Here is a 25,077-nt window from a genome sequence, read left to right as displayed (position 1 = left end):
CAAGAAAAGGTGAGTCTCATTGGAAGTAATAAAACTAGAATTCCCATTAAATATAGAAAAAACGCAAATACCTCCATTATCAATGGCACTTGGTTATTTTGACGGAGTTCATCTTGGTCATCAAAAGGTTATTCTTGAAGCTAAAAAACAAGCTAATCAAAAAGGACTCCGGTCCGCAGTTATGACCTTTGATCCTCATCCATCAGTTGTTTTAGGGAAAAATGAAAAGCATGTTCAATATATAACACCACTAGCCGAAAAAATTAATCTAATTGAGGAACTAGGCATCGACTATTTATTTATCGTAAATTTTACGGCAGAATTTGCAAACCTGCTTCCCCAAGAATTTATTGATCAGTATGTTATTGATTTGAATGTAAAACATGTCGTGGCAGGATTTGATTTCTCTTATGGCCGTATGGGAAAAGGAACGATGGAAATCTTGCCCTTCCATTCAAGAGAAAAATTCACGTTCACCATTGTAGAAAAATTCACTAGTGGGGATGAAAAAGTAAGTTCAACGCGAATTCGTCAATATATAAAGAACGGAAGAACCACTGAGCTGCCTGAATTACTTGGAAGATTCTATACCACAGCCGGCATAGTCGTCCATGGGGATAAAAGAGGCAGGACAATTGGATTCCCTACTGCAAATGTAGATACAATGGATGAATTTATTTTACCCCCTCTGGGTGTTTACGCCGTAAAAATCAAGATCGGTGAAGACTGGTACGAAGGTGTATGTAATGTTGGCTACAAACCAACATTCAATAAGGACGCTTTAAAGGTTTCAGTCGAAGCCCATATCTTTAACTTCAAAAAAGATATTTATGGAAAGAAAGTAACCATCGAATGGCACCAATACCTAAGAAAAGAACAAAAATTCTCCGGAATTGATGAACTGGTGGCACAAATCGAAAAAGACAAACAGAATGCAATTGAATACTTTAATAAATAGCTTTTTTAGCGATTAACTTGCAATTTGTCGTAAAACGTTGTATTCTTATTAACGTATTAAAAATAACCTTTCCTTGGCAAGTCGAGTCACCGACGCTTGCTCAGTAACAGGGGATAGTAAATTTAGGAGGTGAATAGGATGGCAATCACACAAGAACGTAAAAACGAACTTATCGCTGAGTATAAAACTCATGATAATGACACTGGATCTGCAGAGGTTCAAATCGCTGTCCTTACTGAATCAATCAACAATTTGAATGAGCACTTACGTACTCATAAGAAGGACCACCACTCACGTCGCGGTCTGTTGAAAATGGTTGGTAAGCGTCGTAATCTTTTAACGTACCTACGTAATAAAGATGTTCAACGTTACCGTGAATTAATCAATAAGCTAGGACTTCGTCGATAATCAAAAGAAGCGGGATTTTTCCCGCTTTTTTGTTAGGTTTAAAAAAGATAGCACCTAGTGCAAGATAAATATATTATATACATATTTTAAGTCGCGAAAATTTGAGCATACTATAAGTATATTTGTATTGATAACATAAGCTATAAACGCTTTTTTTATATTAGATGATTAGAGCGATTTTATTTCGCATTATCCTCTAAAGTGATTTGGATAGAGAGGGGTAACAAAATGGAACAAACGAAACACGAATATTCCATGGATTGGGCTGGACGTAAATTAACCGTTGAAATTGGACAACTAGCCAAACAGGCAAATGGATCAGTAATGGTCCGTTATGGAGATACTGCAGTTCTAAGTACTGCTACAGCTTCAAAAGAACCAAAAAACTTAGACTTTTTTCCATTAACATGTAACTATGAAGAGCGATTATATGCGGTGGGTAAAATTCCTGGAGGATTTATTAAACGAGAAGGTCGTCCTAGTGAAAAAGCCATTTTGGCGAGTCGATTAATTGACCGTCCAATTCGTCCACTTTTTGCAGAAGGTTTCCGTAATGATGTGCAAGTAATCAGTATTGTTATGAGTGTGGACCAAGATTGCTCATCAGAGATGGCAGCAATGTTTGGATCATCTTTAGCACTTTGCACATCTGACATTCCTTTCGAGGGACCGATTGCAGGTGTAATTGTTGGCAGAGTCGATGGAGCATTTGTTATTAATCCAACAGTAGAACAAGCCGAGAAAAGTGATATTCATTTAACTGTTGCCGGTACGAAAGATGCAATAAACATGGTTGAAGCAGGTGCAGATGAAGTTTCTGAGGAAGTCATGCTTGAGGCTATTATGTATGGACATGAAGAAATTAAACGCCTTATAGAATTCCAAGAAAAAATTATGGCTGAAGCTGGCAAGGAAAAAAGAGAAATTATTCTTTATGAACTTGATAAAAATTTAGAGGCTGAAGTTAGAGAAATGTGTGAAGCCGATATGGTAACCGCCATTCAGGTGCAGGAAAAGCATGCGCGTGAGGATGCCATTAAAGAAGTAAAGAATCGTGTAATCGCTAAGTTCGAGGAGAATGAGGCTACAGACGATGACATGAAACAGGTAAAACAAATTTTAGATAAAATCGTTAAAGGTGAAGTTCGTCGTTTAATAACCGTTGAAAAGGTGCGTCCAGACGGTCGGAAAATCGATGAAATTCGTCCCTTATCTTCACAGGTAGGTATTTTACCAAGAACACACGGATCAGGATTATTTACTCGTGGGCAAACTCAAGCATTAAGCATTTGTACATTAGGAGCAATGGGAGATGTGCAAATTCTAGATGGTTTGGGAATCGAGGAAGAAAAGCGTTTTATGCACCATTACAATTTCCCTTCCTTCAGTGTGGGTGAAACTGGACCAATCCGTGGGCCAGGCCGTCGTGAGATCGGACATGGTGCTCTTGGTGAGCGAGCATTAGAACCAATTGTACCTTCTGAAAAGGATTTCCCTTATACTATTCGCCTAGTTTCTGAGGTTCTGGAATCTAATGGATCTACCTCTCAAGCGAGTATTTGTGCAAGTACACTTGCGATGATGGACGCTGGCGTTCCAATTAAAGCCCCAGTTGCTGGGATTGCGATGGGATTAGTAAAATCTGGTGAACATTACACTGTTTTATCTGATATCCAAGGAATGGAAGACCACCTAGGTGATATGGATTTCAAAGTTGCAGGAACTGCTAAAGGTGTAACTGCACTTCAGATGGATATAAAAATTAAAGGACTTTCTCGTGAAATCCTAGAAGAAGCACTTCAACAGGCAAAGAAGGGTAGAATGCATATTCTTGATTCTATGCTTGCAACAATAACTGAGCCAAGAAGTGAGCTTTCAAAATTTGCACCAAAAATCTTAACAATGAAAATTAACCCGGATAAAATTCGTGATGTTATTGGACCAAGCGGTAAGCAAATCAATAAGATCATCGAAGAAACTGGTGTTAAAATCGATATTGAACAAGATGGAACTGTATTTATTGCCTCAACTGACCAAGCAATGAACCAAAAGGCGAAGAAAATTATCGAAGATATCGTACGCGAGGTTGAAGTTGGCCAAATGTACCTTGGTAAGGTTAAGCGAATTGAAAAATTCGGTGCTTTTGTTGAGATCTTTGCTGGCAAAGATGGACTTGTCCATATTTCTGAATTGGCCGAGGAACGAGTTGGAAAGGTCGAAGACGTTATTGCAATCGGTGATGAAATTTTAGTCAAAGTTACTGAAATCGATAAACAAGGACGTGTAAACCTTTCACGTAAGGCAATTTTAAAAGAACAACGTGAGAAGGCTGAAAAAGCAGCAGAAAAACAGTAAGAAAGCCTCACTAGGAATAATAGAAAGGTCAGGGGGAACCCTGACTTTTTCCATGTAAGGCGCTACCGCTTTTAGTTCTACCTTGTCCTCATTATTCATATATTCTGTATGAAGGGGGAAGGTAAATGAAGAAGTTTAGTTTGATCGCTCTCATTTTATTTGTAGCGTGGTTTTCTGTTAACAATCCTCTTGTAAATACATATGTTGCATCATTAAAAGGAAACGTGGTTACTGTAGGAAAGCAAGAAAATCCGCTATATCAAAGTATTATTAAAAATGCTTCTACATATAATATACCGCCTTCCAATGCTAAAATTGATGAAGTGTGGAAAGCAATCCCAGGCTATAATGGGTTAACTGTCGATATTGAAGCTTCATATAAAAATATGAAAAAAAGCGGCATTTTCGATGAAAAAAAAATAGTATATAAACAAACAACACCATCGGTACATCTTAAGGATTTGCCTCCATCTCCCATTTATCGCGGGCATCCTGACAAACCAATGGTGAGCTTCATTATTAATGTAGCATGGGGAAACGAATATTTACCTGAAATGCTTGCTGCACTTAAAAAACACAAAGTAAAAGCAAGCTTTTTCCTCGAGGGAAGATGGGTGAAAAATAATCCTGACTTGGCAAAAATGATTGTGAGTGCAGGTCATGAAGTTGGGAATCACTCCTATACACATCCTGACATGAAGAGAATTACTGCTGCACAAACAAGGGAGCAATTGTTAAAAACAAATGAAGTCATTGAAGCAGCTACAGGTAATAAGAGCATTTGGTTTGCACCACCGAGCGGCAGTTACCGGGATGAAACCGTTAAAATAGCTGCTGAATTAAAAATGAAGACCGTTATGTGGACGGTAGATACGATAGATTGGCAAAAACCTACACCTGACCAACTAATCAATCGTGTTATTTCTAAGATTGATAATGGCTCAATGGTCCTCATGCATCCAACAGATTCTACCGCAAAATCGTTAGATCGCTTAATCACACTCATTGAAGAAAAAAGTTTAAAAATAGGGACTGTTAGCGATTTAATGAGCGAAGAAAGAATTCTGAAATAAATTAACCAAATAATCCAGATAATAATTAATAAAGCTCTAGTTTCCGCTTTCTATAGATAGGAGGATTTTGATGATTAACAGATATTCTTGCAAAAATGGAGTAAGAATTGTATTAGAAAATATACCAACAGTGAGATCTGTAGCAATTGGAGTATGGATCGGCACTGGCTCAAGAAATGAAAATCCCCAAACGAATGGAATTTCACACTTTTTAGAGCATATGTTTTTTAAAGGTACAACAACAAGGTCTGCGAAAGAAATAGCAGAATCCTTTGATAGCATTGGAGGGCAAGTAAATGCCTTTACCTCAAAGGAGTACACTTGTTACTACGCTAAAGTTTTGGATACACATGCGCAATTCGCTTTGGATGTATTAGCTGATATGTTCTTCAATTCAACCTTTGTTGAAGAGGAATTAAATAAAGAAAGAAATGTAGTTCTAGAAGAAATTAAAATGTATGATGATACTCCCGATGATATTGTTCATGATTTACTTAGCAGGGCTATTTATGGAGACCATCCTCTAGGTTACCCTATATTAGGTACAGAAGAAACGCTAAATACGTTCACCGGTGATACGCTTAAAGACTATATCCACAATCATTACACACCAGAAAATGTCGTAATTTCAATTGCGGGAAATGTTTCTGAGAGTTTTATTAAGGAAGTGGAAAAGTATTTCGGGTCGTATGAAGGCGGGAAAAGTGCGATTACAGAAAACATTCCAACGTTCCATTCCAATCGATTATCGCGAAAGAAAGAAACAGAACAAGCACACCTATGTATTGGTTTTGAAGGTTTAAAGATTGGTCATGAAGATGTTTACAGCTTAATTATTCTAAACAATATTCTAGGCGGCAGTATGAGCAGCAGATTGTTCCAAGAAGTTCGTGAACAACGAGGTTTAGCTTATTCTGTATTCTCATACCATTCAGCTTATCAGGATAATGGTGTTGTAACCGTCTATGGGGGAACTGGTGCAAAGCAGCTTGATGTATTATTTGAAACCATTCAAGAAACGCTGGATAAATTAAAACAAGATGGTATTACTGAAAAAGAATTAATTAATAGTAAAGAGCAATTAAAAGGAAGCTTAATGTTAAGTTTAGAAAGTACAAATAGCAGGATGAGCCGAAACGGCAAAAATGAGCTATTATTAAAGCGCCACCGTTCATTGGATGAAATTATTGAGCAAATTGACCAAGTAACCAAGCAAAGTGTAGATGGAATGGCTTCATCTGTATTTACCAACAACTACTCGGTTTCCTTGATCAGCCCAGACGGCGAATTACCAAAAGGTTTAAGATAATAGAAAAAACAGTTCACCTGAACTGTTTTTTTCGTTAGTGTCTAGTTTTAACGCCCAGGCACTTCCACTTTTCTTATTCTAAATTAGGAATTCCATCGATAAACATATAGTAAAGATGTTAGAGAGGAGTTTATTCACATGAGGTTAAGTGAATTAAGTGGAAAAGAAATTGTGGATGTAAAAAAGGCAGAGCGTTTGGGGGTTCTTGGTCAAACAGATCTTGAAATCAATGAAAATACTGGTCAAATTCAAGCATTGCTCATTCCATCCTCATTAAAATGGTTTGGCTTTAGAAAACAAGGTGGAGAAATTAGAGTTCCTTGGCAGCATATAAAAAAGATCGGCTCTGATATGATCATTATTGATGTACATGATGAATAGTAGAAGAAAAAATGAAAATAGCCTAAAAGCCCAAGCAAAGTAAATTTTTGCTTGGGCTTTTTTATTTAACTGTGAATGGAAAACTCACAGATTGATTCATTCTTACATAAGATGTTGAAGTGATAAGTGTAAAAAGACTTCCTGCTAGGATTTTTTTGAAAAGAAGGTGAATGATTTCATGCTGACAGGGATGCAGATAGCAGTGATCGGTGGAGATGCAAGACAGCTGGAGATTATCCGGAAGTTAACCGAGTTAGATGCCAGATTATCATTAATTGGTTTCGAGCAGCTTGACCACGCGTTCACAGGCGCTGTGAAGGAAAAGTTGGATGAAGTCGATTTTTCAAATATGGATGCCATAATCTTACCGGTGCCCGGTACAAATTTAGAAGGTCATGTAGAAACCATCTTTTCTAATGAGAAGGTAATTTTGACAGCTGAACTGCTTATGAAAACGCCTGATCATTGTACCGTTTACTCCGGAATTAGTAATGCGTATTTAAATGGGATTACCAAAGAGGCAAAGCGTCAACTTGTGCAGCTTTTTGAAAGGGATGATGTAGCTATATACAATTCTATTCCGACAGTAGAAGGAACCATCATGATGGCCATCCAGCATACCGATTTCACGATTCATGGCTCAAATATTACCGTACTAGGTTTAGGAAGAGTTGGGATGAGTGTGGCTAGAACCTTCCATGCCCTTGGAGCAAAAGTGAAGGTAGGTGCAAGGAAAAGTGAACATCTTGCTAGAATTACGGAGATGGCTTTAACGCCTTTTCATTTAAATGAATTAGAAAAAGAGGTTAAAGAAACTGATATTTTAATCAATACAATACCCTTACTAATTGTAAGTGCTACTGTTATTTCCAAAATGCCTGCCCATACTCTGATTATTGATCTAGCCTCAAAGCCTGGTGGAACTGATTTTAGATATGCAGAAAAAAGAGGTATAAAAGCACTTCTTGCACCAGGATTACCTGGTATTGTCGCGCCAAAAACAGCTGGTCAAATACTAGCGAATGTTCTGGCCCAATTGCTTCAAGATGATTTAGGCAAGCGAAAGGGGATAGTAAAATGAGTTTAAAAGGGAAAAAAATAGGCTTTGGGTTAACGGGGTCCCACTGCACGTACGACGCGGTATTCCCGGAAATTGAAAAGTTAGTTCAAGCTGGTGCTGAAGTTTTGCCGGTTGTAACCTTTACAGTGAAAAATACCGAAACTCGTTTTGGTAAAGGCGAGGACTGGATTCAGAGGATCGAGGATCTAACAGGAAACAGAGCGATAGATTCAATCGTGAAAGCAGAGCCCTTGGGACCAAAAATTCCTTTAGATTGTATGGTTATTGCCCCGCTGACAGGTGTATCAATGAGCAAATTCGCAAACGCGATGAATGATAGCCCAGTTTTAATGGCTGCAAAAGCGACGTTAAGAAATTTAAAACCAGTCGTACTTGGAATTTCAACCAATGATGCTTTAGGACTAAATGGAGTTAACTTAATGCGATTAATGGCAACAAAAAATATCTATTTTATCCCATATGGTCAAGACGATCCAATCAAGAAGCCAAATTCTATGGTAGCAAGGATGCCTATGTTAATGCAAACAGTAGAAGCAGCCATAGAAGGCCGTCAAATTCAACCAGTATTAGTCGAAAGATATAAGGACTTAGACTAATTCACACTCCTTTCATCAAATATGGTTATTTCTTTCAAGGAATATGTTAATATATTTATAATTCAATCATCAGTGAGACAATCATCTCACTGATGAGAATTTATAATAATCTTTTCTGATTCTTTCCCATGAACAGAAATGACCAATAATCATAGATGAAAGATTGAAAGGGGTACTAGAAAATGAATCAAAGTAATGGTTACCATGTTGCCGTAGTAGGTGCAACAGGCGCGGTGGGTCAGCAAATGATCCAAACGTTAGTGAAAGAAAAATTCCCAATTAGACAGCTAGCTCTATTATCCTCTGCACGTTCAGCAGGGAAAAAAGTGACGATTGACGGTGTTGAGCATACGGTTCAGGAAGCTAAACCAGAAAGCTTTGCAGGTGTCGATATCGCTTTGTTCTCAGCTGGAGGAAATATCTCCAAAGAGCTTGCTCCTGAAGCAGTAAAACACGGGGCTATTGTAGTGGACAACACAAGTGCCTTTAGAATGGATCAAGATATTCCGTTAGTTGTGCCTGAGGTAAATGAACAAGATTTACACCAACATAATGGTATTATTGCTAACCCAAATTGTTCTACTATTCAAATGGTAGTAGCGTTAGAACCAATTAGGCAAAAATTTGGACTTAAGAAAATTATTGTTTCAACGTATCAGGCAGTTTCTGGTGCAGGAGCTGTGGCAATTGAAGAATTACAGAATCAAACAAAAGCTATTATCAATGGTGAAACAGTAGAGCCAAAGATTTTACCTGTAAAAGGTGACAAGAACCACTATCAAATCGCCTTTAATGCGATACCACAAATCGATAAGTTCCAAGATAACGGCTATACCTATGAAGAAATGAAAATGATTAATGAAACAAAGAAAATCATGCATCTGCCAGAGCTGCATGTAGCTGCGACTTGTGTACGTTTACCTGTAGCAGTGGGTCACTCGGAATCTGTTTATTTTGAAATTGAAGAAGATGGCATAACTGCAAATGAAATAAAAGAGTTATTAAAGACAGCTCCAGGCGTGGTGCTACAAGATGACCCAGAGAACCAAGTATATCCTATGCCTGCGAATTGTGTAGGAAGTAATGATGTGTTTGTAGGTCGAATTCGTAATGACCTTAACGAAAGTCGTGGTTTCCATATGTGGGTTGTTTCCGACAATTTACTCAAAGGTGCTGCCTGGAATTCAGTTCAAATTGCTGAGAGCTTGATAAAGCTGGGTTTAATCAAAGAAAAAAAATAAAGGCTTGATTATAAAGGCAGGTTTAAAGGTTATATGAAAATCATAGTACAAAAATTTGGCGGAACATCTGTGAAGGATGAAGAAAGCAGGCAACATGCAAAGAGACATATCAATAATGCATTAGCCGAAGGATATAAGGTAGTAGTTGTAGTATCTGCAATGGGAAGAAAGGGTGATCCCTATGCAACAGATACACTTCTCTCTTTAATTGGGAGTAATGAAAGCAAGGTCAGTAAACGTGAACAAGATCTTTTAGTATCATGTGGTGAAATTATTTCTAGCATTGTTTTTGCCAATATGCTGCAAGAAAATGGCATAAATGCGATTGCTTTGACCGGGGCTCAAGCAGGATTTCGAACAAACAGCGATCATTCACAGGCAAAGATCGTTGAAATGAAATGTGATCGACTGCTGCGCGATTTAGAAGACCATGATGTGGTTGTGGTTGCTGGTTTTCAAGGTGCTGCAAAGAACGGTGACGTTACAACAATTGGACGAGGTGGCAGTGATACATCTGCAGCAGCATTAGGAGCGGCTCTTAATGCAGAATGGATTGATATATTTACTGACGTGGAAGGAATCATGACCGCAGACCCAAGGATAGCTGATAACGCTAGGCGACTTTCTGTTGTCACCTATACAGAAGTTTGTAACATGGCCTATCAGGGTGCGAAGGTTATTCACCCAAGAGCTGTAGAAATAGCCATGCAGGCAAAAGTTCCAATCCGAATCCGCTCTACCTATTCCGATGATTTAGGAACATTGGTGACATCCATCTCAAAAGAGTCTCGAGGCAGTGATATTAAAGAGAGAACTGTTACGGGAATAGCACATGTTTCAAATGTGACTCAATTCAAAGTATTTGCTAAAAAAGATCAGTACTACTTACAAGCCGAAGTTTTTAAAGCAATGGCAAATGAACAAATTAGTGTAGATTTCATAAACATTTCACCAAATGCTGTTGTTTATACAGTTACGGAGGAAATGACGGACAGGGCAATTAGGGTCTTAAAGGAAATAGGACATGACCCTGTTATAGAACGTCATTGTGCAAAGGTTTCTGTCGTTGGAGCCGGTATTGCCGGTGTTCCGGGTGTTACTTCAAGAATCGTTACAGCTCTTTCTGAGAACGGAATTCGCATTTTACAATCCGCTGATAGTCACACTACGATTTGGGTACTAGTGAAACAAGACGACTTGGCTAAATCAGTTAATGCATTACATGACGCCTTTCATCTGGAAGAGGAAACCCTGGATATAAAGCTTACGGATATTTAGACGACAAAAGGCAGTCTATGCCTTTGTTGCAACGGGATTTTCGTAATTGAAAGGAGTAGTAAAATGGTTCATTTTGGTCGAGTTTCGACAGCCATGGTCACACCTTTTGATAAAAAAGGTCATATCGATTTTTCTAAAACCACCCAATTGGTAAATTATCTAATAGATAATGGGACAGAATCTCTTGTGGTTGCAGGAACAACGGGTGAATCTCCAACCTTGTCGAAGGAAGAAAAGCTGGCATTATTTGATCATGTTGTAAAGGTAGTTGCAAAAAGAATACCTGTAATTGCAGGCACAGGCAGTAATAATACCTACTCTTCAGTGGAACTGACGAGAAGAGCAGAGCAGCTTGGCGTTGACGGTATCATGTTAGTAGCACCTTACTATAATAAACCGAATCAAGAGGGATTGTACCAGCACTTTAAAACGATTGCCGAAGCCACTACTTTGCCAGTAATGGTTTATAATATACCATCAAGGGCATCCGTGAATATACATCCTGAAACGATTATAAGGCTGTCAAAAATACCGAATATTGTAGCTGTTAAGGAGGCAAGCGGCGATTTAAATGCGATGACAAATATTATTGCAAATACGGATCGTGACTTCGATTTGTATAGTGGCGATGATGCTATAGCCATCCCGATTCTTTCCATTGGCGGGGCAGGAGTTGTTTCCGTAGCCTCACATGTGATTGGGAAAGAAATGCAAGAAATGGTGAAGTCGTTCTTAAATGGGGAACATGAAAAAGCGGCAAAACTACACCAAACGCTTCTCCCAATTATGCAGGGACTTTTTGCTGCTCCCAGCCCTGCACCAGTTAAAACAGCACTTCAAATTAAAGGGCTTGATGTTGGATCAGTAAGGCTGCCTCTTGTACCATTAACGGAACAAGAACGAGCTGCCTTAAGTAAATTATTGTTATAATAATATAAATGCCAATCGAATTTTTTTCGATTGGCATTTATAATTTTATACGAGTAAATGTGCAAAACGTCCAACTAAATAACCATAGATAGTAAAAACAACTAAATTTGGTTGTAAAGGTTTTCAACTATCAAGTATAATAATCATAACTGATTTCGATCGGGCAATTTTGAAATGTCGAAGACCTCTAGTGAAAGAGTGCTTGAGCTAGACAATCAACATAGGAGGAAACGGAAATTGATAAATAGAAAAAATAGTTCCATTAAGATTATTACGCTTGGTGGTATCGGAGAAATCGGGAAAAATATGTATCTTGTTGAAGTGGACAAGGACATCTTTATTATTGATGCCGGGCTAATGTTCCCCGAGGATGAAATGCTTGGCATTGATATCGTTATTCCAGACATCACTTATTTAACGGAAAACAAAGAAAGGGTTAAGGCTGTTTTCTTAACACACGGTCATGAAGATCATATTGGTGCTCTTTCCTATCTTCTCCGCCAGCTGGACGTACCTGTTTATGGAACTAAACTTACTTTAGCTCTTGCAAACGCGAAGCTAAAAGAGCAGGAATATAGCGGGAAAACTAATTTTATTGAAATAACATCGGATTCTGTTATCAATATGGATTCCGTGGCGGTAAGTTTCTTTCGAACCAATCACAGTATTCCGGACTCTGTTGGTGTTTGTATCCAAACATCAGAGGGCAGTATTGTTTATACCGGTGATTTCAAATTTGATCAGGCAGCGACAAAGCTTTATAAACCTGATATTGGAAAGATGGCAGCTATTGGAGAAAAGGGTGTATTATGTTTACTCTCGGACAGTACAAATGCAGAGAAGCCGGGATACACTACATCTGAAGCCATCGTCGAACGAGAATTATCTTCAGCATTCTATAATACTCGAGGGAGAATTATTGCGGCTTGCTTTGCGTCAGACATAAACAGAATTCAGCATATTTTTGATGCTGCAAGGGATAATGGTCGTAAAGTAGCCGTTGTGGGAAAAAGTCTTGAAAGAATTTATCATATTGCACTAGATTTAGGTTACTTGGAAGTAGAAGAAGATCTTATTATCTCGGTGAATGAAATAAACAACTACGAAGATAGAGAAATTGTTGTTTTGATGACAGGCAGTCAAGGAGAGCCAATTGAGGCGCTCCAAAAAATGGCTAAACAATCTGCAAAACATGTTAATATTCAGCCAGGAGATACCGTATTAATTGCTGCTTCCCCACTTAGAGGCAGTGAATTATTAATATCTAGAACAGTGGATATGCTTTTTAGAGCAGGAGCCAATGTTATCTCAGGAAAAAGGACCATCCATGTCTCCAGTCACGGCAGCCAAGAAGAACTAAAATTTATGATAAATCTTATGAAACCAAAGTTTTTTATCCCTGTACATGGGGAATATAGAATGTTAAAAGCGCATAGGAAACTAGCTCTTGATTGTGGAATTATAGATGAAAATATTATTATTCCCGACCGTGGCGATATCGTAGAATATAAGGATGGAAAGCTGACTATAGGTGGTAAGGTACAATCCGGAAATGTATTAATTGACGGTATTGGTGTTGGTGATGTTGGAAATATCGTATTACGAGACCGAAGACTACTATCTCAAGATGGTATATTAATTGTGGTTGTCACATTAACACGACAGGATAAGAAAATCGCTGCTGGACCTGAAATTATCTCTCGTGGTTTTGTCTATGTTCGCGAATCGGAAAAGTTAATGGATGAATCAACTAAATTAGTTCGAGACATTGTCCAAAAGAACATCTCAAAGGAGTCTTTTGAATGGTCAAGTGCGAAGCAGGACATAAGAGATGGATTAAACCGATACTTATTTGAAAAAACCAAAAGAAGACCGATGATTCTTCCTATTATTATGGAAGTTTAATTAGAAGGGAGGCATTGGAAAAAACCAATGCTTTTCTTTATTGGCAAACAGTTGGTCTTCGTTCCAATCAACTGACAAGTTGAAATGATTCTTGATATCTAAGAATGAAATTGTTTCATAGGTTAATACTAACGTTATCATGCGTGAAGGGAGACTTATGATGACAAGGGATTTACAACAAAACGAATCGGGAAATCAAGAAGGGCAGGAACCTCAAAAAGAGGATAAGCCTTCTTCTTTAATGGAAAAAATTCAACAGCTTGGGCAAACGAATGTACCACAGCTATCTTCCGATTCAAGAATTCATTGCTTAACGATTATCGGACAAATTGAGGGTCATTTAGCACTGCCTCCACAAAATAAAACTACAAAATATGAACACTTGATTCCTCAATTAGTAGCGATTGAACAAAATCCTAAAATAGAAGGAGTACTTATTATATTAAATACAGTAGGAGGAGATGTAGAAGCAGGGCTTGCCATTTCTGAAATGCTGGCTACACTCTCAAAACCAACTGTTTCGATTGTCTTAGGAGGAGGGCATTCCATTGGAGTGCCAATAGCCGTCTCGTGTGATCACAGTTTTATTGCTGAAACAGCAACGATGACCATTCATCCTATCCGATTAACGGGCCTTGTAATTGGAGTTCCCGCAACATTTGAATATTTAGATAAGATGCAGGATAGAGTGGTTAATTTTGTAACCAAGCACTCGAATATCACCGAGGAGAAATTTAAAGACTTAATGTTTGCTAAGGGTAATCTGACTCGCGACATAGGTACAAATGTCGTTGGTCCAGATGCAGTCGAATATGGATTAATTGATGAGGTTGGCGGATTAGGTCAAGCGATGAGAAAGCTAAACGAATTAATAGATCAAAGTAAAGCGTCTTCAGAGGGGCTGGTTCAATGATTCTTTATACCACGATGCCGCAGGAATTTATATATCCTCCTGAAACGGAATCATTTACTAAACAACAAACTGTAACCTATCAAGGTATATCATTAATTGTTGAACAAACGGACTCACAAAATGTACAGGTTGTTCGCGTATTAAGCAGTGACCCGCAGCATTATTTAGACGAGCGTATATGTCCTGGTGCTAAAATTTCTTGTGCTAGCATTGAAGGATTGTCCGCAAACTAGCAGGGTATTATGGTATAATTAGGATAAGAAGCTTAAGCAGCCATTCCGGCTGCTTTCTTCTTTTGGGGTTAATTATATTCCTATTGTATTTATACCTGTGTTTGATAATGCGATAGGATGATAATGATAGTATTACACTTATATAGACAGGTGATTAGATGGCTAAGAAAAAAAGAAGATCAAAAAAGAGAGATAATCATTTAAAACAAACCGTTCAATTTGAACTTTCCGCGCTTGTCTTATTGGCACTGGCTATTATATCAATAGCAAAATTGGGAGCTGTTGGTGAGGCAGCAGTACTATTTTTCCGTTTTTGGATGGGTGAATGGTATATGCTCAGCCTGATTGGTCTCGTGATCCTCAGTGTATATCTGATGTGGAAACGAACGATACCCTTTATCTTTCAAATTAAATTAGTTGGTATATATTTAATTGTTTCATCCATTCTCCTTTTAAGCCATGTTACGCTTTTTCATTTACTGACAAACGATGGGAACTTTAAAAACCCAAGTGTCATAAGTAACACGTGGGAAATTTTCATGATGGAAGTCAAAGGAGAAACGAGTACAATTGACCTTGGCGGAGGAATGATAGGTGCTATTCTTTTTGCTATGTTTCATTATCTTTTTGCTGAAACTGGTACCAAGATTATTGCTTTTATCTTTATATTAATTGGATTTATTTTACTTACAGGAAAATCATTCGGTGAGTTTGTTGCAAAAATAGGTATTACTCTAATTGAATTTTCAAAGGGACAATGGAGTGCCTTTCACTTAGATATGGAAGAATGGAAGCAGAAAAAACAAGAAAAACGCGAAGAAAGAAGGATACAACAGCAGCGTGAACGGGAAAACCGTGCGGCTTCTGAACAGCCTGAAATCATCACTCCGCTGCAACACACGCAGGATGAAGTGGTCACACCTGAGCCCCTGATCTCAAGTTTTGCTGATCGTGCTTATTCAGACGAGGAAACACAAAAACCTAAACGAAGAAAAGAGGATCCCAAAAACAAAGGGAATGACCAGATAATAGAAGAAGATTCCACTCCTCCCATTACCTTCACGGAAGTTGAGAATGTAGCCTATGAATTACCACCTTTAAGACTCCTTAAACTTCCGAAGAAGACAGACCAGAGCGGGGAATATGAATTAATACATGCAAATGCAGCTAAACTGGAACGAACTTTTCAGAGCTTTGGGGTAAAAGCGCGAGTAACCCAGGTCCATCTAGGACCAGCTGTTACAAAATATGAAGTGCACCCTGATGTAGGCGTTAAGGTTAGTAAAATTGTTAGTTTAAGTGATGACCTCGCCTTAGCACTTGCTGCTAAAGATATCCGTATAGAAGCTCCTATTCCCGGGAAGTCGGCCATTGGGATAGAAGTTCCGAATTCTGAGGTGGCAATGGTGTCCCTAAGAGAGGTATTAGAAGCAACCCAAAATAATAAACCGGAGTCAAAACTACTGATTGGTCTTGGAAGAGATATCACTGGGGAAGCAGTACTTGCTGAATTAAATAAAATGCCCCATTTGCTCGTGGCCGGTTCAACCGGAAGCGGGAAGAGTGTTTGTATTAATGGTATTATTACAAGCATTTTAATGAGAGCTAAGCCTCATGAAGTAAAATTAATGATGATTGACCCAAAGATGGTTGAGTTAAATGTCTATAATGGTGTACCACATTTATTAGCACCTGTGGTAACAGAACCTAAAAAAGCATCGCAGGCTTTGAAAAAGGTTGTAAGTGAAATGGAGAGACGATATGACCTTTTCTCCCATACAGGAACACGTAATATTGAAGGCTATAATGACCATGTTAAGAGGCACAATATCGAAGAAAATGACAAGCAGCCACTTTTGCCATATATCGTGGTAATTGTGGACGAGCTAGCTGACCTAATGATGGTAGCTTCTTCAGACGTAGAGGACTCGATTACTAGATTGGCACAGATGGCCCGTGCTGCTGGAATTCACTTAATAATAGCAACCCAGCGTCCATCTGTTGATGTCATAACGGGGGTTATTAAGGCAAATATCCCATCAAGAATTGCCTTTGCTGTCTCGAGTGCTACCGATTCAAGGACAATCTTGGATATGGGGGGGGCAGAAAAACTCCTAGGTAGAGGGGATATGTTATTCCTGCCAGTTGGTGCTTCAAAACCTGTTCGTGTACAAGGAGCATTTTTATCGGATAATGAAGTGGAAGATACCGTTAATTTTGTTATCGGACAGCAAAAAGCTCAATATCAAGAAGAGATGATACCAGATGATACACCAGAGGCAGTTGGCGAAGTAGACGATGATTTATATGCCGACGCTGTTGATTTAGTTATTGAAATGCAAACTGCTTCAGTGTCAATGCTGCAACGCCGTTTTCGAATTGGCTATACAAGAGCTGCACGTTTAATTGATGAAATGGAAGCTCGTGGTATTGTAGGGGCATATGAAGGCAGTAAACCTAGAACTGTTTTACAATCCAAACCAAACGAAGAAGTGAATTGAAAAAAAGAGCCATCCGGCTCTTCAGATTGTCGAGAAAGGTATCTTTCTCGGCAATTTTTATTTTTCTGCCTGCCCAAAGGCCTGTTGATTTCCGCTCCAGTTGCTTCGCTTTCCGCGGGCGTGCCGGGGAGCCTCCTCAGCGCTTAAGCGCCTGCGGGGTCTCCCCAGCCCCATACTCCCGCAGGAGTCTTCGCACCTTCCGCTCCAATCAACAGGGGGAATGAACCTGGAGATTGCCACACACTTTTTCAAACCTGGCTAAGTGCGTGGCAATCTTTTTCATGTTTTGGCATGCTGCGGTAAGTAACACTTGCTCACTCGCATTTTGCAATCCCCGTAACCTACAATAGCGAAGCCCATGCAGTTCTTTTGAATCTGCGAAGCTTCGCTCTACTTTTTCTTTTCTAAATTTATATAGTATTTTACCTGACTTTGAAAGTCTGTTAAGTCGAACCTTTTCCTTATGTTCCTCCCAAACATGTCTGGTAACTACTTTTGTTTTATTTTGAGATTTTGTACACTCAGGCAGGAGTGGGCAGTTAGTACACTTTTTAGGATCTGACTTATATTCCCGATAACCTTCTCTTGTAGTTGTACGATATTGTAACTCCTGACCATTTGGACAAACATACAAATCTCTATCTTTGTCATATGTAAACTTCCATTTAGGAAATAACCCTTTTGTTGATTGATATCTTCTGTGAGCGATAACTCCAAAAATATTGCGTTCATTAAGTCCTTTACAAATCGGATTTGTCAGGTAACCCGAATCAAGTGCCACAGCTTCTACTTTAAATCCAAAACGTTCGACCTGACGGTCTAACCGTGAAAGATAGGGGACAGAATCGTGAACATTTCCTGGTGTAACATACGCATCAGTTATGATGTTGAACTTCATGTCGGTAGTTCGATGATCAAGATAACAGAACATCTCCTGTTTATTCTCTCGTGACATAAACCCGCATTCAGGATCAGTTGTGCTCAGTCGTATTTCCTTTTTCTCGGTCACCTCCTCCTTTTCCTTTAAAGGCTTTTTTCCATGATCTCTCCTGTCTTCCTCAATAGCTTTGTTTAAATCTTCTACATATTCACGTGTTTCAACTTCCACTTCAACTCTAGAGAATTTATGTTTGTTTGCATTCGCTTTAAGGTGTGTGGAATCGGAAAATAAAACTCTTCCTCCAACCATCTTGTGGTTAATTGCTTTGAAGACAATCTCATCAAAAATTTCCTGAAATATATTTGTATCTTTAAAACGGGTTCGCCGATTCCAACTAATGGTGGAATGATGGGGAACTGTATCGTTTAGCTTTAATCCTAAGAACCATCGATAGGCCACATTCGTTTGAATTTCACGCTCTAATTGTCGTTCAGAACGAATGCCATAAAAATATCCGATAAACATCATCTTAAAGAGCTGTATAGGGTCCGAAGGACGCCCGTTATTTTCTGAATAAAAAGGACGGACCTTCTCACCAATAAAAGAAAAATCAATATACTTGTCCACCTTCCTTAATAGGTGATCTTGCGGTACTAAATCATCAATAAAAACAAATTCAGCTTCGTTTTGTATTTCTCTTTTTGGCTTATACATTCTATCCACCGTCCTGTTATTTATATGTATATTATAGCATATTAACGCGGTGAATCATTAAAGTAATTACAAAAAATAATAGCTGTCGAGATTTTCTCGACAGCCTGAAGAGCCATCCGGCTCTTTTTTTTTTTACATATTAAACCTATCGATTGTAGACAACTATAAATTATAGCAGAGTTCAGAGTAAATAGTCCTATTAATTTTGACAACTTTCGACAATTTTGCTTTTTTCGACAAAAGTTAGAAATTCTATTTCCATATGGTTAAAAAAATGGTATATTATTTTCGATTAGTAGGAATGATTATACATCAGATGTCTGATGTCTTAGGAAAGAGTTGGAGGTACCTGCATGTCTATTAAGCTAGATAACCGACATTTATACTTACAAGTTATCGATCGGTTGAAGCAAGATATCGAACTAGGAGTATACAAAGAAAAAGAAAAACTACCTTCTGAATTCGATCTTGCCAAACAACTGGGTGTAAGTAGAGCCACGCTTCGAGAAGCACTTCGAATACTTGAAGAGGAAAATGTTATCATTCGCCGCCATGGTGTCGGTACGTTTGTTAACGCAAAACCTCTGTTTACCTCAGGGATTGAACAACTTAATAGTGTCACGGACATGATCTTACAAGCTGGGATGAAACCAGGCACCATTTTCTTAAGTTCATCAACTGTTGGAGCTACTGAAGAGGATATACGTCGTTTCTCATGTTCTACAAATGAGGAAATTGTAATCATGGAGCGGGTTAGAACAGCAAACGGGGAACCAGTCGTTTACTGTATCGACAAGGTACCTGAAAAAATTCTGCCAGAGACATTTTCTCATGGTGAGGAATCAATTTTCTCCATTTTAGAAGAAGAGGCCAACCGAAAGATTACTTATGCGGTTGCTCAAATTGAACCCGTTGGTTATCATGAGAAAATTTCACCTATTTTAGAATGTGAACCAGAAACGGCATTGCTTGTATTAAAGCAAATGCATTTCGATGAATTGGATGAACCAGTCCTTTTCTCGGTAAACTACTTTAAAGCAGATAAATTTAGTTTTCAAGTTTTGCGAAAAAGATTTTAATTTTTTTTAGATGATGAAAACGTAATCAAAATGCTTTCTGAATGTTCCTACTAAATCAAACAAAAATATTGGGGGTCAATTGCCTTGAAAAAACGTAATTTTGGCTTAGCTATGTCAATGATTTTAGCTGCAGGCACAATGTTAGCAGCATGTGGCGGCGGTGATGACAAGAGTACTGGTAATGATAATGGTAAAGACGCTGTTAAAATTGGTATGGTTACCGATGCTGGTACAATTGATGACAAATCCTTTAACCAAAATACTTGGGAAGGTATCAAAAAGGCTGAGAAAGAACTTGGAATTCAATCTAAATATCTTAAGCCAGCTGGTACAACTGAGGCAGAATACCTTAAAGAAATGGGTAACTTATACGATGCAGGTTATAAGTTTATCGTAACACCTGGATTTAAGTTTGAAACTGCCGTGTTCCATGCGCAAGATAAATATAAAGATGCAAAATTCGTAATCCTTGATGGTAACCCGCATTCAGGTGACTTTAAGCCAGTTGTTAAAGACAACACAGTTGCAGTTTTCTTTGCGGAGCATGAGTCAGGCTTCCTAGCTGGTGTTGCTGCTGCCCTTGAATTAAAAGAAGGTGAAGCAGGTTTCATCGGTGGTATGGAAATTCCTGCTGTTCAAAAGTTTAACTGGGGCTTCCAACAAGGTGTTAAATATGCAAATGATAACCTAGGAACAAGCCTAACACTTAAAGCTGAAAACGTAGTTTATCAAGGTTCATTTGATAACGTAGCTGCTGGTGGACAAATTGCTGCACAAATGTATGACCGTGGTGTAGATGTAATCTTCACAGCTGCTGGCGGTGTTGGTGTAGGTGCGATCAACGAAGCAAAAACACGTGGTAAAGCTGGCGAAAAAGTTTGGATCGTTGGTGTTGACTCTGATCAGTACGAAGATGGAAAATATGATGGAGATAAATCAATAATCTTAACTTCAGCTATGAAGAAATTAGACAACGTTACATTAGATATCATTAAACGTGAATTAAATGGTGATTTCCCTGGTGGCGAAACATTAGTATTCGATGCTAAAAACGATGGTATTGGCTTACCAGCAGAAAATCCAAACTTAAGCGATGATACAACTACAAAAGTAAAAGAAGTATTTGAAAAAGTTAAGTCAGGCGAAATCAAAGTTGCTTCTGAACAAGGAAGCTTATTCAAGTAAAAAAAATCATAAAGAGAGACGGTATCTCCCGTCTCTTTTATGTCCTTTTATGTATGATTGTTCTGGCAACTATGCATATTACTAGAGAAATCATATATAACGTTTCAATATCCTTCAGTTTTAGATGTTGTAATAGGGGACTCCCTATTTTCAAAGAAACTCGAGTCTATATAAAAAGGTGAGTGCTACTATGAGTTATGTGGTTGAAATGCTGAATATTAGGAAAGAATTCCCTGGTATTGTAGCAAATGATAATATTACCCTCACATTAAAAAAAGGGGAAATACATGCCTTATTAGGGGAGAACGGTGCCGGTAAGTCAACACTAATGGGTGTATTATTTGGTATGTATCAACCTGAAAAAGGGATCATTAAAATACGGGAAAAAGAAGTTAAAATTACAAATCCAAATGTTGCTAATCAGCTTGGCATTGGAATGGTCCATCAGCATTTTAAATTAGTAGAAAATTTTACCGTTACTGAAAATATTATTTTAGGCAGTGAACCATTAAAAGGTATGGTTTTAGATATTGATAAGGCTGCTAAAAGAATAGCAGAATTATCAAAGCACTACGGCTTAAACGTTGATCCACATTCAAAAATTGAAGATATCTCAGTAGGAATGCAGCAAAGAGTAGAAATCATGAAAATGCTTTACCGTGAAGCTGAAGTTCTAATCTTTGATGAACCAACAGCTGTATTAACACCGCATGAAATTGAAGAGTTAATGAAAATTATGCGTAATCTTATTAATGAAGGTAAATCAATTATCATTATTACACATAAGTTGAAAGAAATTAAAGCGGTTGCAGACCGTTGTACTGTTATTCGACGTGGAAAAGGAATCGGAACAGTTAACGTAAAAGAAACAAGCACGGCACAAATGGCAGAAATGATGGTTGGACGCGAAGTTAACTTTAAAGTGGATAAGAAAGCTAGTACACCTGGTGAGGTAGTACTTCAAATAGATTCTATTTCGGTGAAAAACAATAGAAAAGTATTAGGACTTAAAAACTTCTCGGTTGAAGTAAGAAGAGGAGAAATTGTCGGTATCGCTGGGGTTGAAGGAAATGGTCAATCAGAAATCGTTGAAGCGATTACCGGACTTAGAAAAGTTGAATCAGGGAAAATTTTATTAAAAGGTAAAGAAATTACAAATATTCCAATTCGCCAAAGAATTGAAAGCGGAATTGGCCATATCCCTGAAGATAGACATAGACGGGGACTTGTTCTTGATTATACACTAGAAAATAACATGGTTTTAGAAATTTATAATAAACCTCCGTTTGCAAAGGCTGGATTACTAAATGGCGCTGCAATAAAGAAGTATGCGAAAAGTATTTTAGAAAACTTTGACGTTCGTTCAGGCGAAGGCGGAGCTTCTATTGCAAGGACTCTATCTGGAGGTAATCAGCAAAAGGCTATCATCGGGCGTGAAATGGAATTAGATCCTGATTTACTCATTGCCGTACAACCTACACGTGGATTGGATGTAGGATCGATTGAATATATTCACAGAAGACTAATCGAACATCGTGACAAAGGAAAGGCTGTGCTTCTAGTTTCATTAGAGCTTGATGAAGTACTGCAGCTTTCAGACCGAATTGCCATCGTTAATAATGGAGAGTTGATTGGAACTGTTAATGCTTCTGAAACGAATGAAAATGAAGTAGGACTGATGATGGCAGGAGTGAGTAAGGAGGGAACCGTGTGAGAAACACCATTGTATCAGTAATTTCAATTATTCTAGGACTAATCGCTGGTGGCCTATTAATGTTATTTATAGGGGCAAGCCCGATCGAAGGTTATACGTATTTATTCCAAGGTGCATTAAAAAATATATCACGTATTGGTGATACGCTTGCAACAGCAACACCGCTTATTTTTACAGGACTTGCTGTCGCTTTTGCTTTCCGTACAGGTCTATTTAATATCGGTGCAGCAGGTCAAATGTTAATTGGCGGCCTTTGTGCTACTGCAGTCGCTTTAACGTTTGATCTTTCAAGACCAATTTTAATCCTAGTAATGATACTAGCTGGTATCGTTGGCGGAGGATTATGGGCATTTATTCCAGGCTATTTTAAAGCAAGATTCAATGTGCATGAAGTAGTATCAACCATTATGATGAACTGGATTGCGTATTGGACAGTTTACTATGTGGTTCCAGGTTATTTTAAAGGTGAATTCCTTGAAACTGAATCACGTAAACTTGCGGAAGAGTCTACATTGAGAACGCCTTGGCTGACAGAAATGTTTCAAGGTTCTTATATCAACTTAGGGTTGTTCTTTGCGGTTATTGCTGTAATTATCATTGCATTTATTATAAATAAAACAACATTAGGTTTTGAATTAAAAGCGGTAGGTTTCAACCGGCATGCAGCAGAGTATGCAGGTATGAAAGTTAATCGCAACATTATTTTATCTATGTTAATTTCAGGAGCACTTGCAGGTCTTGGCGGGGTAGCATTATACACAGGTAATGCTTCCAGCATGCAAATTGGTATCTTACCATCCCAGGGTTACGATGGCATTGCCGTTGCGTTACTTGGAGCAAACTCTCCAATCGGCGTATTCTTTGCAGCACTCCTTTTTGGTATTCTGTATTCAGGTACAGGCTTTATGAATGCGATGATCGAGATCCCGCCTGAACTAGCAAATACAATTATAGCTATTATTATCTACTTTGCTGCTACAAGCGTAATGATTCACCGTCTATTAAATAAATTCCGCAAGACTCGTTCAAATGCAAATGATGTAAATGGACCTGTTGGCAAGAAGGGAGAAGCATAATATATGTGGACCATAATTGAACAAATATTCCCTTACGCAATTGTTTTTACAATTCCTCTACTAATAACTGCACTAGGCGGTCTTTTTAGTGAAAGAAGCGGTATCGTAAATATCGGTTTAGAAGGTTTAATGATTTCAGGAGCATTTGCGAGTGCTTTAACTGTTAACTTTCTGCAAGATAAAATGCAAGGATCAACGATTTTATGGATTGGTTTATTAGTAGCGGTGGTAGTAGGTATTTTGTTCTCCCTATTACATGCTTTTGCAAGCATAAATTTAAGTGCTGACCAAGTAATAAGTGGTACTGCGATTAATATGATTGCAATGGCTTTAACAGTATTCTTAGCTAGAAATATTACAGGTAGTGGTAATATTCGTATTACAAGTGGTTTTACGCCATTTGATGTGCCAGTCTTATCTCAAATCCCAATAATCGGAGATCTATTGTTTACAAAAACGTATGCGACAACTTGGTTTATTTTAGTTGTACTACTTGTAAGTGCATTTATTCTAAACAAAACTAAATTTGGCTTGCGTTTAAAATCATGTGGTGAGTTTCCACAGGCTGCCCAAGCTGCCGGGATTAATGTAGTAAGAATCCGTTATATCGGCGTTATGATTTCTGGTGCTCTATCAGGATTAGGCGGCGCGATTATTATATTAACATACGCAGGTGAATTCACTGGTTCCGTTTCAGGACTAGGATTCCTAGCACTTGCTTCCTTAATTTTTGGTCAATGGAGACCATTAGGAATTTTAGGAGCAACATTATTCTTCGGATTTGCTAGTACAATCGCTAACGTATCTCAAGTTATCCCAGAATTGGCTGTAATACCGCCAATCATTCTGAAAATTTTCCCATATGTAGTAACGTTAATTGCTTTAGTAATCTTCTCTAAATCTTCCCAAGCACCTAAAGCAGCGGGAGAACCATTTGATCCAGGAAAACGTTAATAAGTGTAAATTCAAAAGGCTGGCTAAATTGTCAGCCTTTTTATTTTGGCTGTGTTATAGGATACTGTTGATTTTAGAACCTGTTGATTGGAGCGAAAGGCGCTCGACTCCTGCGGGATGAACGAGCTGAGTGAGACCCCACAGGTCGGAACGACCGAGGAGGCTCACGGGCGAGCCCACGGAAAGCGTAGCGCCTGTAGCGCAAATCAACAGCCTAAATTCACACAGCCGTTGTTTCTATAATAATCCGTAGCTTAAACTTGTAAAAACCAAGCCTGGCAAATTATAGTAAGAATAAGTGATAAAAACAATG

The 25,077-nt window shown here is 38.4% G+C and carries 21 protein-coding genes; 20 read left to right on the top strand and 1 reads right to left on the bottom strand.

Translation table 11 applies throughout. The annotated features are described in order from the left end of the window. Positions 1–19 precede the first annotated feature (19 nt). From ribF to QFZ31_RS12515, 15 genes are all read left to right on the top strand, one after another. Positions 20–958 carry a bifunctional riboflavin kinase/FAD synthetase gene (gene ribF / locus QFZ31_RS12585; protein ID WP_307303277.1) on the top strand — a complete coding sequence of 313 codons (939 nt, stop codon included), beginning with the start codon at positions 20–22 and terminating at the stop codon, positions 956–958. A 138-nt stretch (positions 959–1,096) separates the two neighbouring features. Further along, positions 1,097–1,366, top strand: a complete 270-nt coding sequence (gene rpsO / locus QFZ31_RS12580) for a 30S ribosomal protein S15 (RefSeq protein ID WP_063254317.1) — start codon at positions 1,097–1,099, stop codon at positions 1,364–1,366. 228 nt (positions 1,367–1,594) lie between these two features. Further along, entirely contained in the window at positions 1,595–3,721 is a 2,127-nt protein-coding gene (gene pnp, locus QFZ31_RS12575) for a polyribonucleotide nucleotidyltransferase (RefSeq protein ID WP_307303275.1), read from the top strand. Positions 3,722–3,846: 125 nt separating this feature from the next. Beyond that, entirely contained in the window at positions 3,847–4,794 is a 948-nt protein-coding gene (locus QFZ31_RS12570) for a polysaccharide deacetylase family protein (RefSeq protein ID WP_307303274.1), read from the top strand. Between the two features lie 70 nt (positions 4,795–4,864). Beyond that, positions 4,865–6,103: a M16 family metallopeptidase gene (locus QFZ31_RS12565; protein ID WP_307303272.1), complete on the top strand. Its 1,239-nt coding sequence runs from the start codon at positions 4,865–4,867 to the stop codon at positions 6,101–6,103. A 138-nt stretch (positions 6,104–6,241) separates the two neighbouring features. Further along, on the top strand, positions 6,242–6,484 hold the full coding sequence (locus QFZ31_RS12560; protein WP_179602332.1) for a YlmC/YmxH family sporulation protein: 243 nt from the start codon (positions 6,242–6,244) through the stop codon (positions 6,482–6,484). Positions 6,485–6,662: 178 nt separating this feature from the next. Further along, positions 6,663–7,565 (top strand): dipicolinic acid synthetase subunit A, encoded by a 903-nt coding sequence (gene dpaA, locus QFZ31_RS12555; protein ID WP_307303271.1) that lies wholly within the window; start codon positions 6,663–6,665, stop codon positions 7,563–7,565. Then, complete coding sequence (dpaB, locus tag QFZ31_RS12550; RefSeq protein WP_307303269.1) at positions 7,562–8,161, top strand: dipicolinate synthase subunit B; 600 nt, start codon at positions 7,562–7,564, stop codon at positions 8,159–8,161. Before dpaA ends, dpaB begins: the two co-directional genes overlap by 4 nt. A gap of 182 nt (positions 8,162–8,343) precedes the next feature. After that, the gene (asd, locus tag QFZ31_RS12545) at positions 8,344–9,402 is read left to right on the top strand and encodes an aspartate-semialdehyde dehydrogenase (protein WP_307303268.1); all 1,059 of its coding nucleotides are present in this window, start codon (positions 8,344–8,346) and stop codon (positions 9,400–9,402) included. Positions 9,403–9,435: 33 nt separating this feature from the next. Next, positions 9,436–10,680: an aspartate kinase gene (gene dapG / locus QFZ31_RS12540; protein WP_179602328.1), complete on the top strand. Its 1,245-nt coding sequence runs from the start codon at positions 9,436–9,438 to the stop codon at positions 10,678–10,680. Between the two features lie 63 nt (positions 10,681–10,743). Continuing rightward, positions 10,744–11,610 (top strand): 4-hydroxy-tetrahydrodipicolinate synthase, encoded by an 867-nt coding sequence (gene dapA, locus QFZ31_RS12535; protein WP_307303266.1) that lies wholly within the window; start codon positions 10,744–10,746, stop codon positions 11,608–11,610. Positions 11,611–11,847: 237 nt separating this feature from the next. Beyond that, the gene (locus tag QFZ31_RS12530; RefSeq protein WP_307303265.1) at positions 11,848–13,515 is read left to right on the top strand and encodes a ribonuclease J; all 1,668 of its coding nucleotides are present in this window, start codon (positions 11,848–11,850) and stop codon (positions 13,513–13,515) included. 160 nt (positions 13,516–13,675) lie between these two features. Further along, positions 13,676–14,428 carry a ClpP family protease gene (locus QFZ31_RS12525; RefSeq protein WP_179602325.1) on the top strand — a complete coding sequence of 251 codons (753 nt, stop codon included), beginning with the start codon at positions 13,676–13,678 and terminating at the stop codon, positions 14,426–14,428. After that, positions 14,425–14,661, top strand: coding sequence for a YlzJ-like family protein (locus QFZ31_RS12520; RefSeq protein WP_307303264.1), 237 nt, complete (start codon positions 14,425–14,427; stop codon positions 14,659–14,661). Before QFZ31_RS12525 ends, QFZ31_RS12520 begins: the two co-directional genes overlap by 4 nt. Before the next feature lie 158 nt (positions 14,662–14,819). Continuing rightward, positions 14,820–17,162, top strand: coding sequence for an FtsK/SpoIIIE family DNA translocase (locus QFZ31_RS12515; protein WP_307303263.1), 2,343 nt, complete (start codon positions 14,820–14,822; stop codon positions 17,160–17,162). Between the two features lie 208 nt (positions 17,163–17,370). Here QFZ31_RS12515 and QFZ31_RS12510 read toward each other — a convergent pair whose 3' ends face one another. Beyond that, positions 17,371–18,756 (bottom strand): IS1182 family transposase, encoded by a 1,386-nt coding sequence (locus tag QFZ31_RS12510; protein WP_307301853.1) that lies wholly within the window; start codon positions 18,754–18,756, stop codon positions 17,371–17,373. Positions 18,757–19,109: 353 nt separating this feature from the next. Here QFZ31_RS12510 and QFZ31_RS12505 point away from each other — a divergent pair, with 353 nt between their 5' ends. The 5 genes from QFZ31_RS12505 to QFZ31_RS12485 all read left to right on the top strand — a co-directional run bounded on the left by QFZ31_RS12505 (position 19,110) and on the right by QFZ31_RS12485 (position 24,764). Next, the gene (locus QFZ31_RS12505) at positions 19,110–19,835 is read left to right on the top strand and encodes a GntR family transcriptional regulator (RefSeq protein ID WP_307303262.1); all 726 of its coding nucleotides are present in this window, start codon (positions 19,110–19,112) and stop codon (positions 19,833–19,835) included. Between the two features lie 84 nt (positions 19,836–19,919). Further along, positions 19,920–21,020 (top strand): BMP family lipoprotein, encoded by a 1,101-nt coding sequence (locus QFZ31_RS12500; RefSeq protein WP_373459846.1) that lies wholly within the window; start codon positions 19,920–19,922, stop codon positions 21,018–21,020. 190 nt (positions 21,021–21,210) lie between these two features. Next, positions 21,211–22,734, top strand: a complete 1,524-nt coding sequence (locus QFZ31_RS12495) for an ABC transporter ATP-binding protein (protein ID WP_307303261.1) — start codon at positions 21,211–21,213, stop codon at positions 22,732–22,734. Further along, positions 22,731–23,810 carry an ABC transporter permease gene (locus tag QFZ31_RS12490; RefSeq protein ID WP_307303260.1) on the top strand — a complete coding sequence of 360 codons (1,080 nt, stop codon included), beginning with the start codon at positions 22,731–22,733 and terminating at the stop codon, positions 23,808–23,810. The genes QFZ31_RS12495 and QFZ31_RS12490 overlap by 4 nt, the downstream gene beginning before the upstream one ends. A gap of 3 nt (positions 23,811–23,813) precedes the next feature. After that, positions 23,814–24,764 carry an ABC transporter permease gene (locus QFZ31_RS12485; RefSeq protein WP_307303259.1) on the top strand — a complete coding sequence of 317 codons (951 nt, stop codon included), beginning with the start codon at positions 23,814–23,816 and terminating at the stop codon, positions 24,762–24,764. Positions 24,765–25,077 lie beyond the last annotated feature (313 nt).

Source organism: Neobacillus niacini (genome assembly GCF_030817595.1).
Lineage (GTDB): Bacteria > Bacillota > Bacilli > Bacillales > Cytobacillaceae > Neobacillus > Neobacillus niacini_G.
This window is presented reverse-complemented; position numbering and strand designations above follow the sequence as displayed.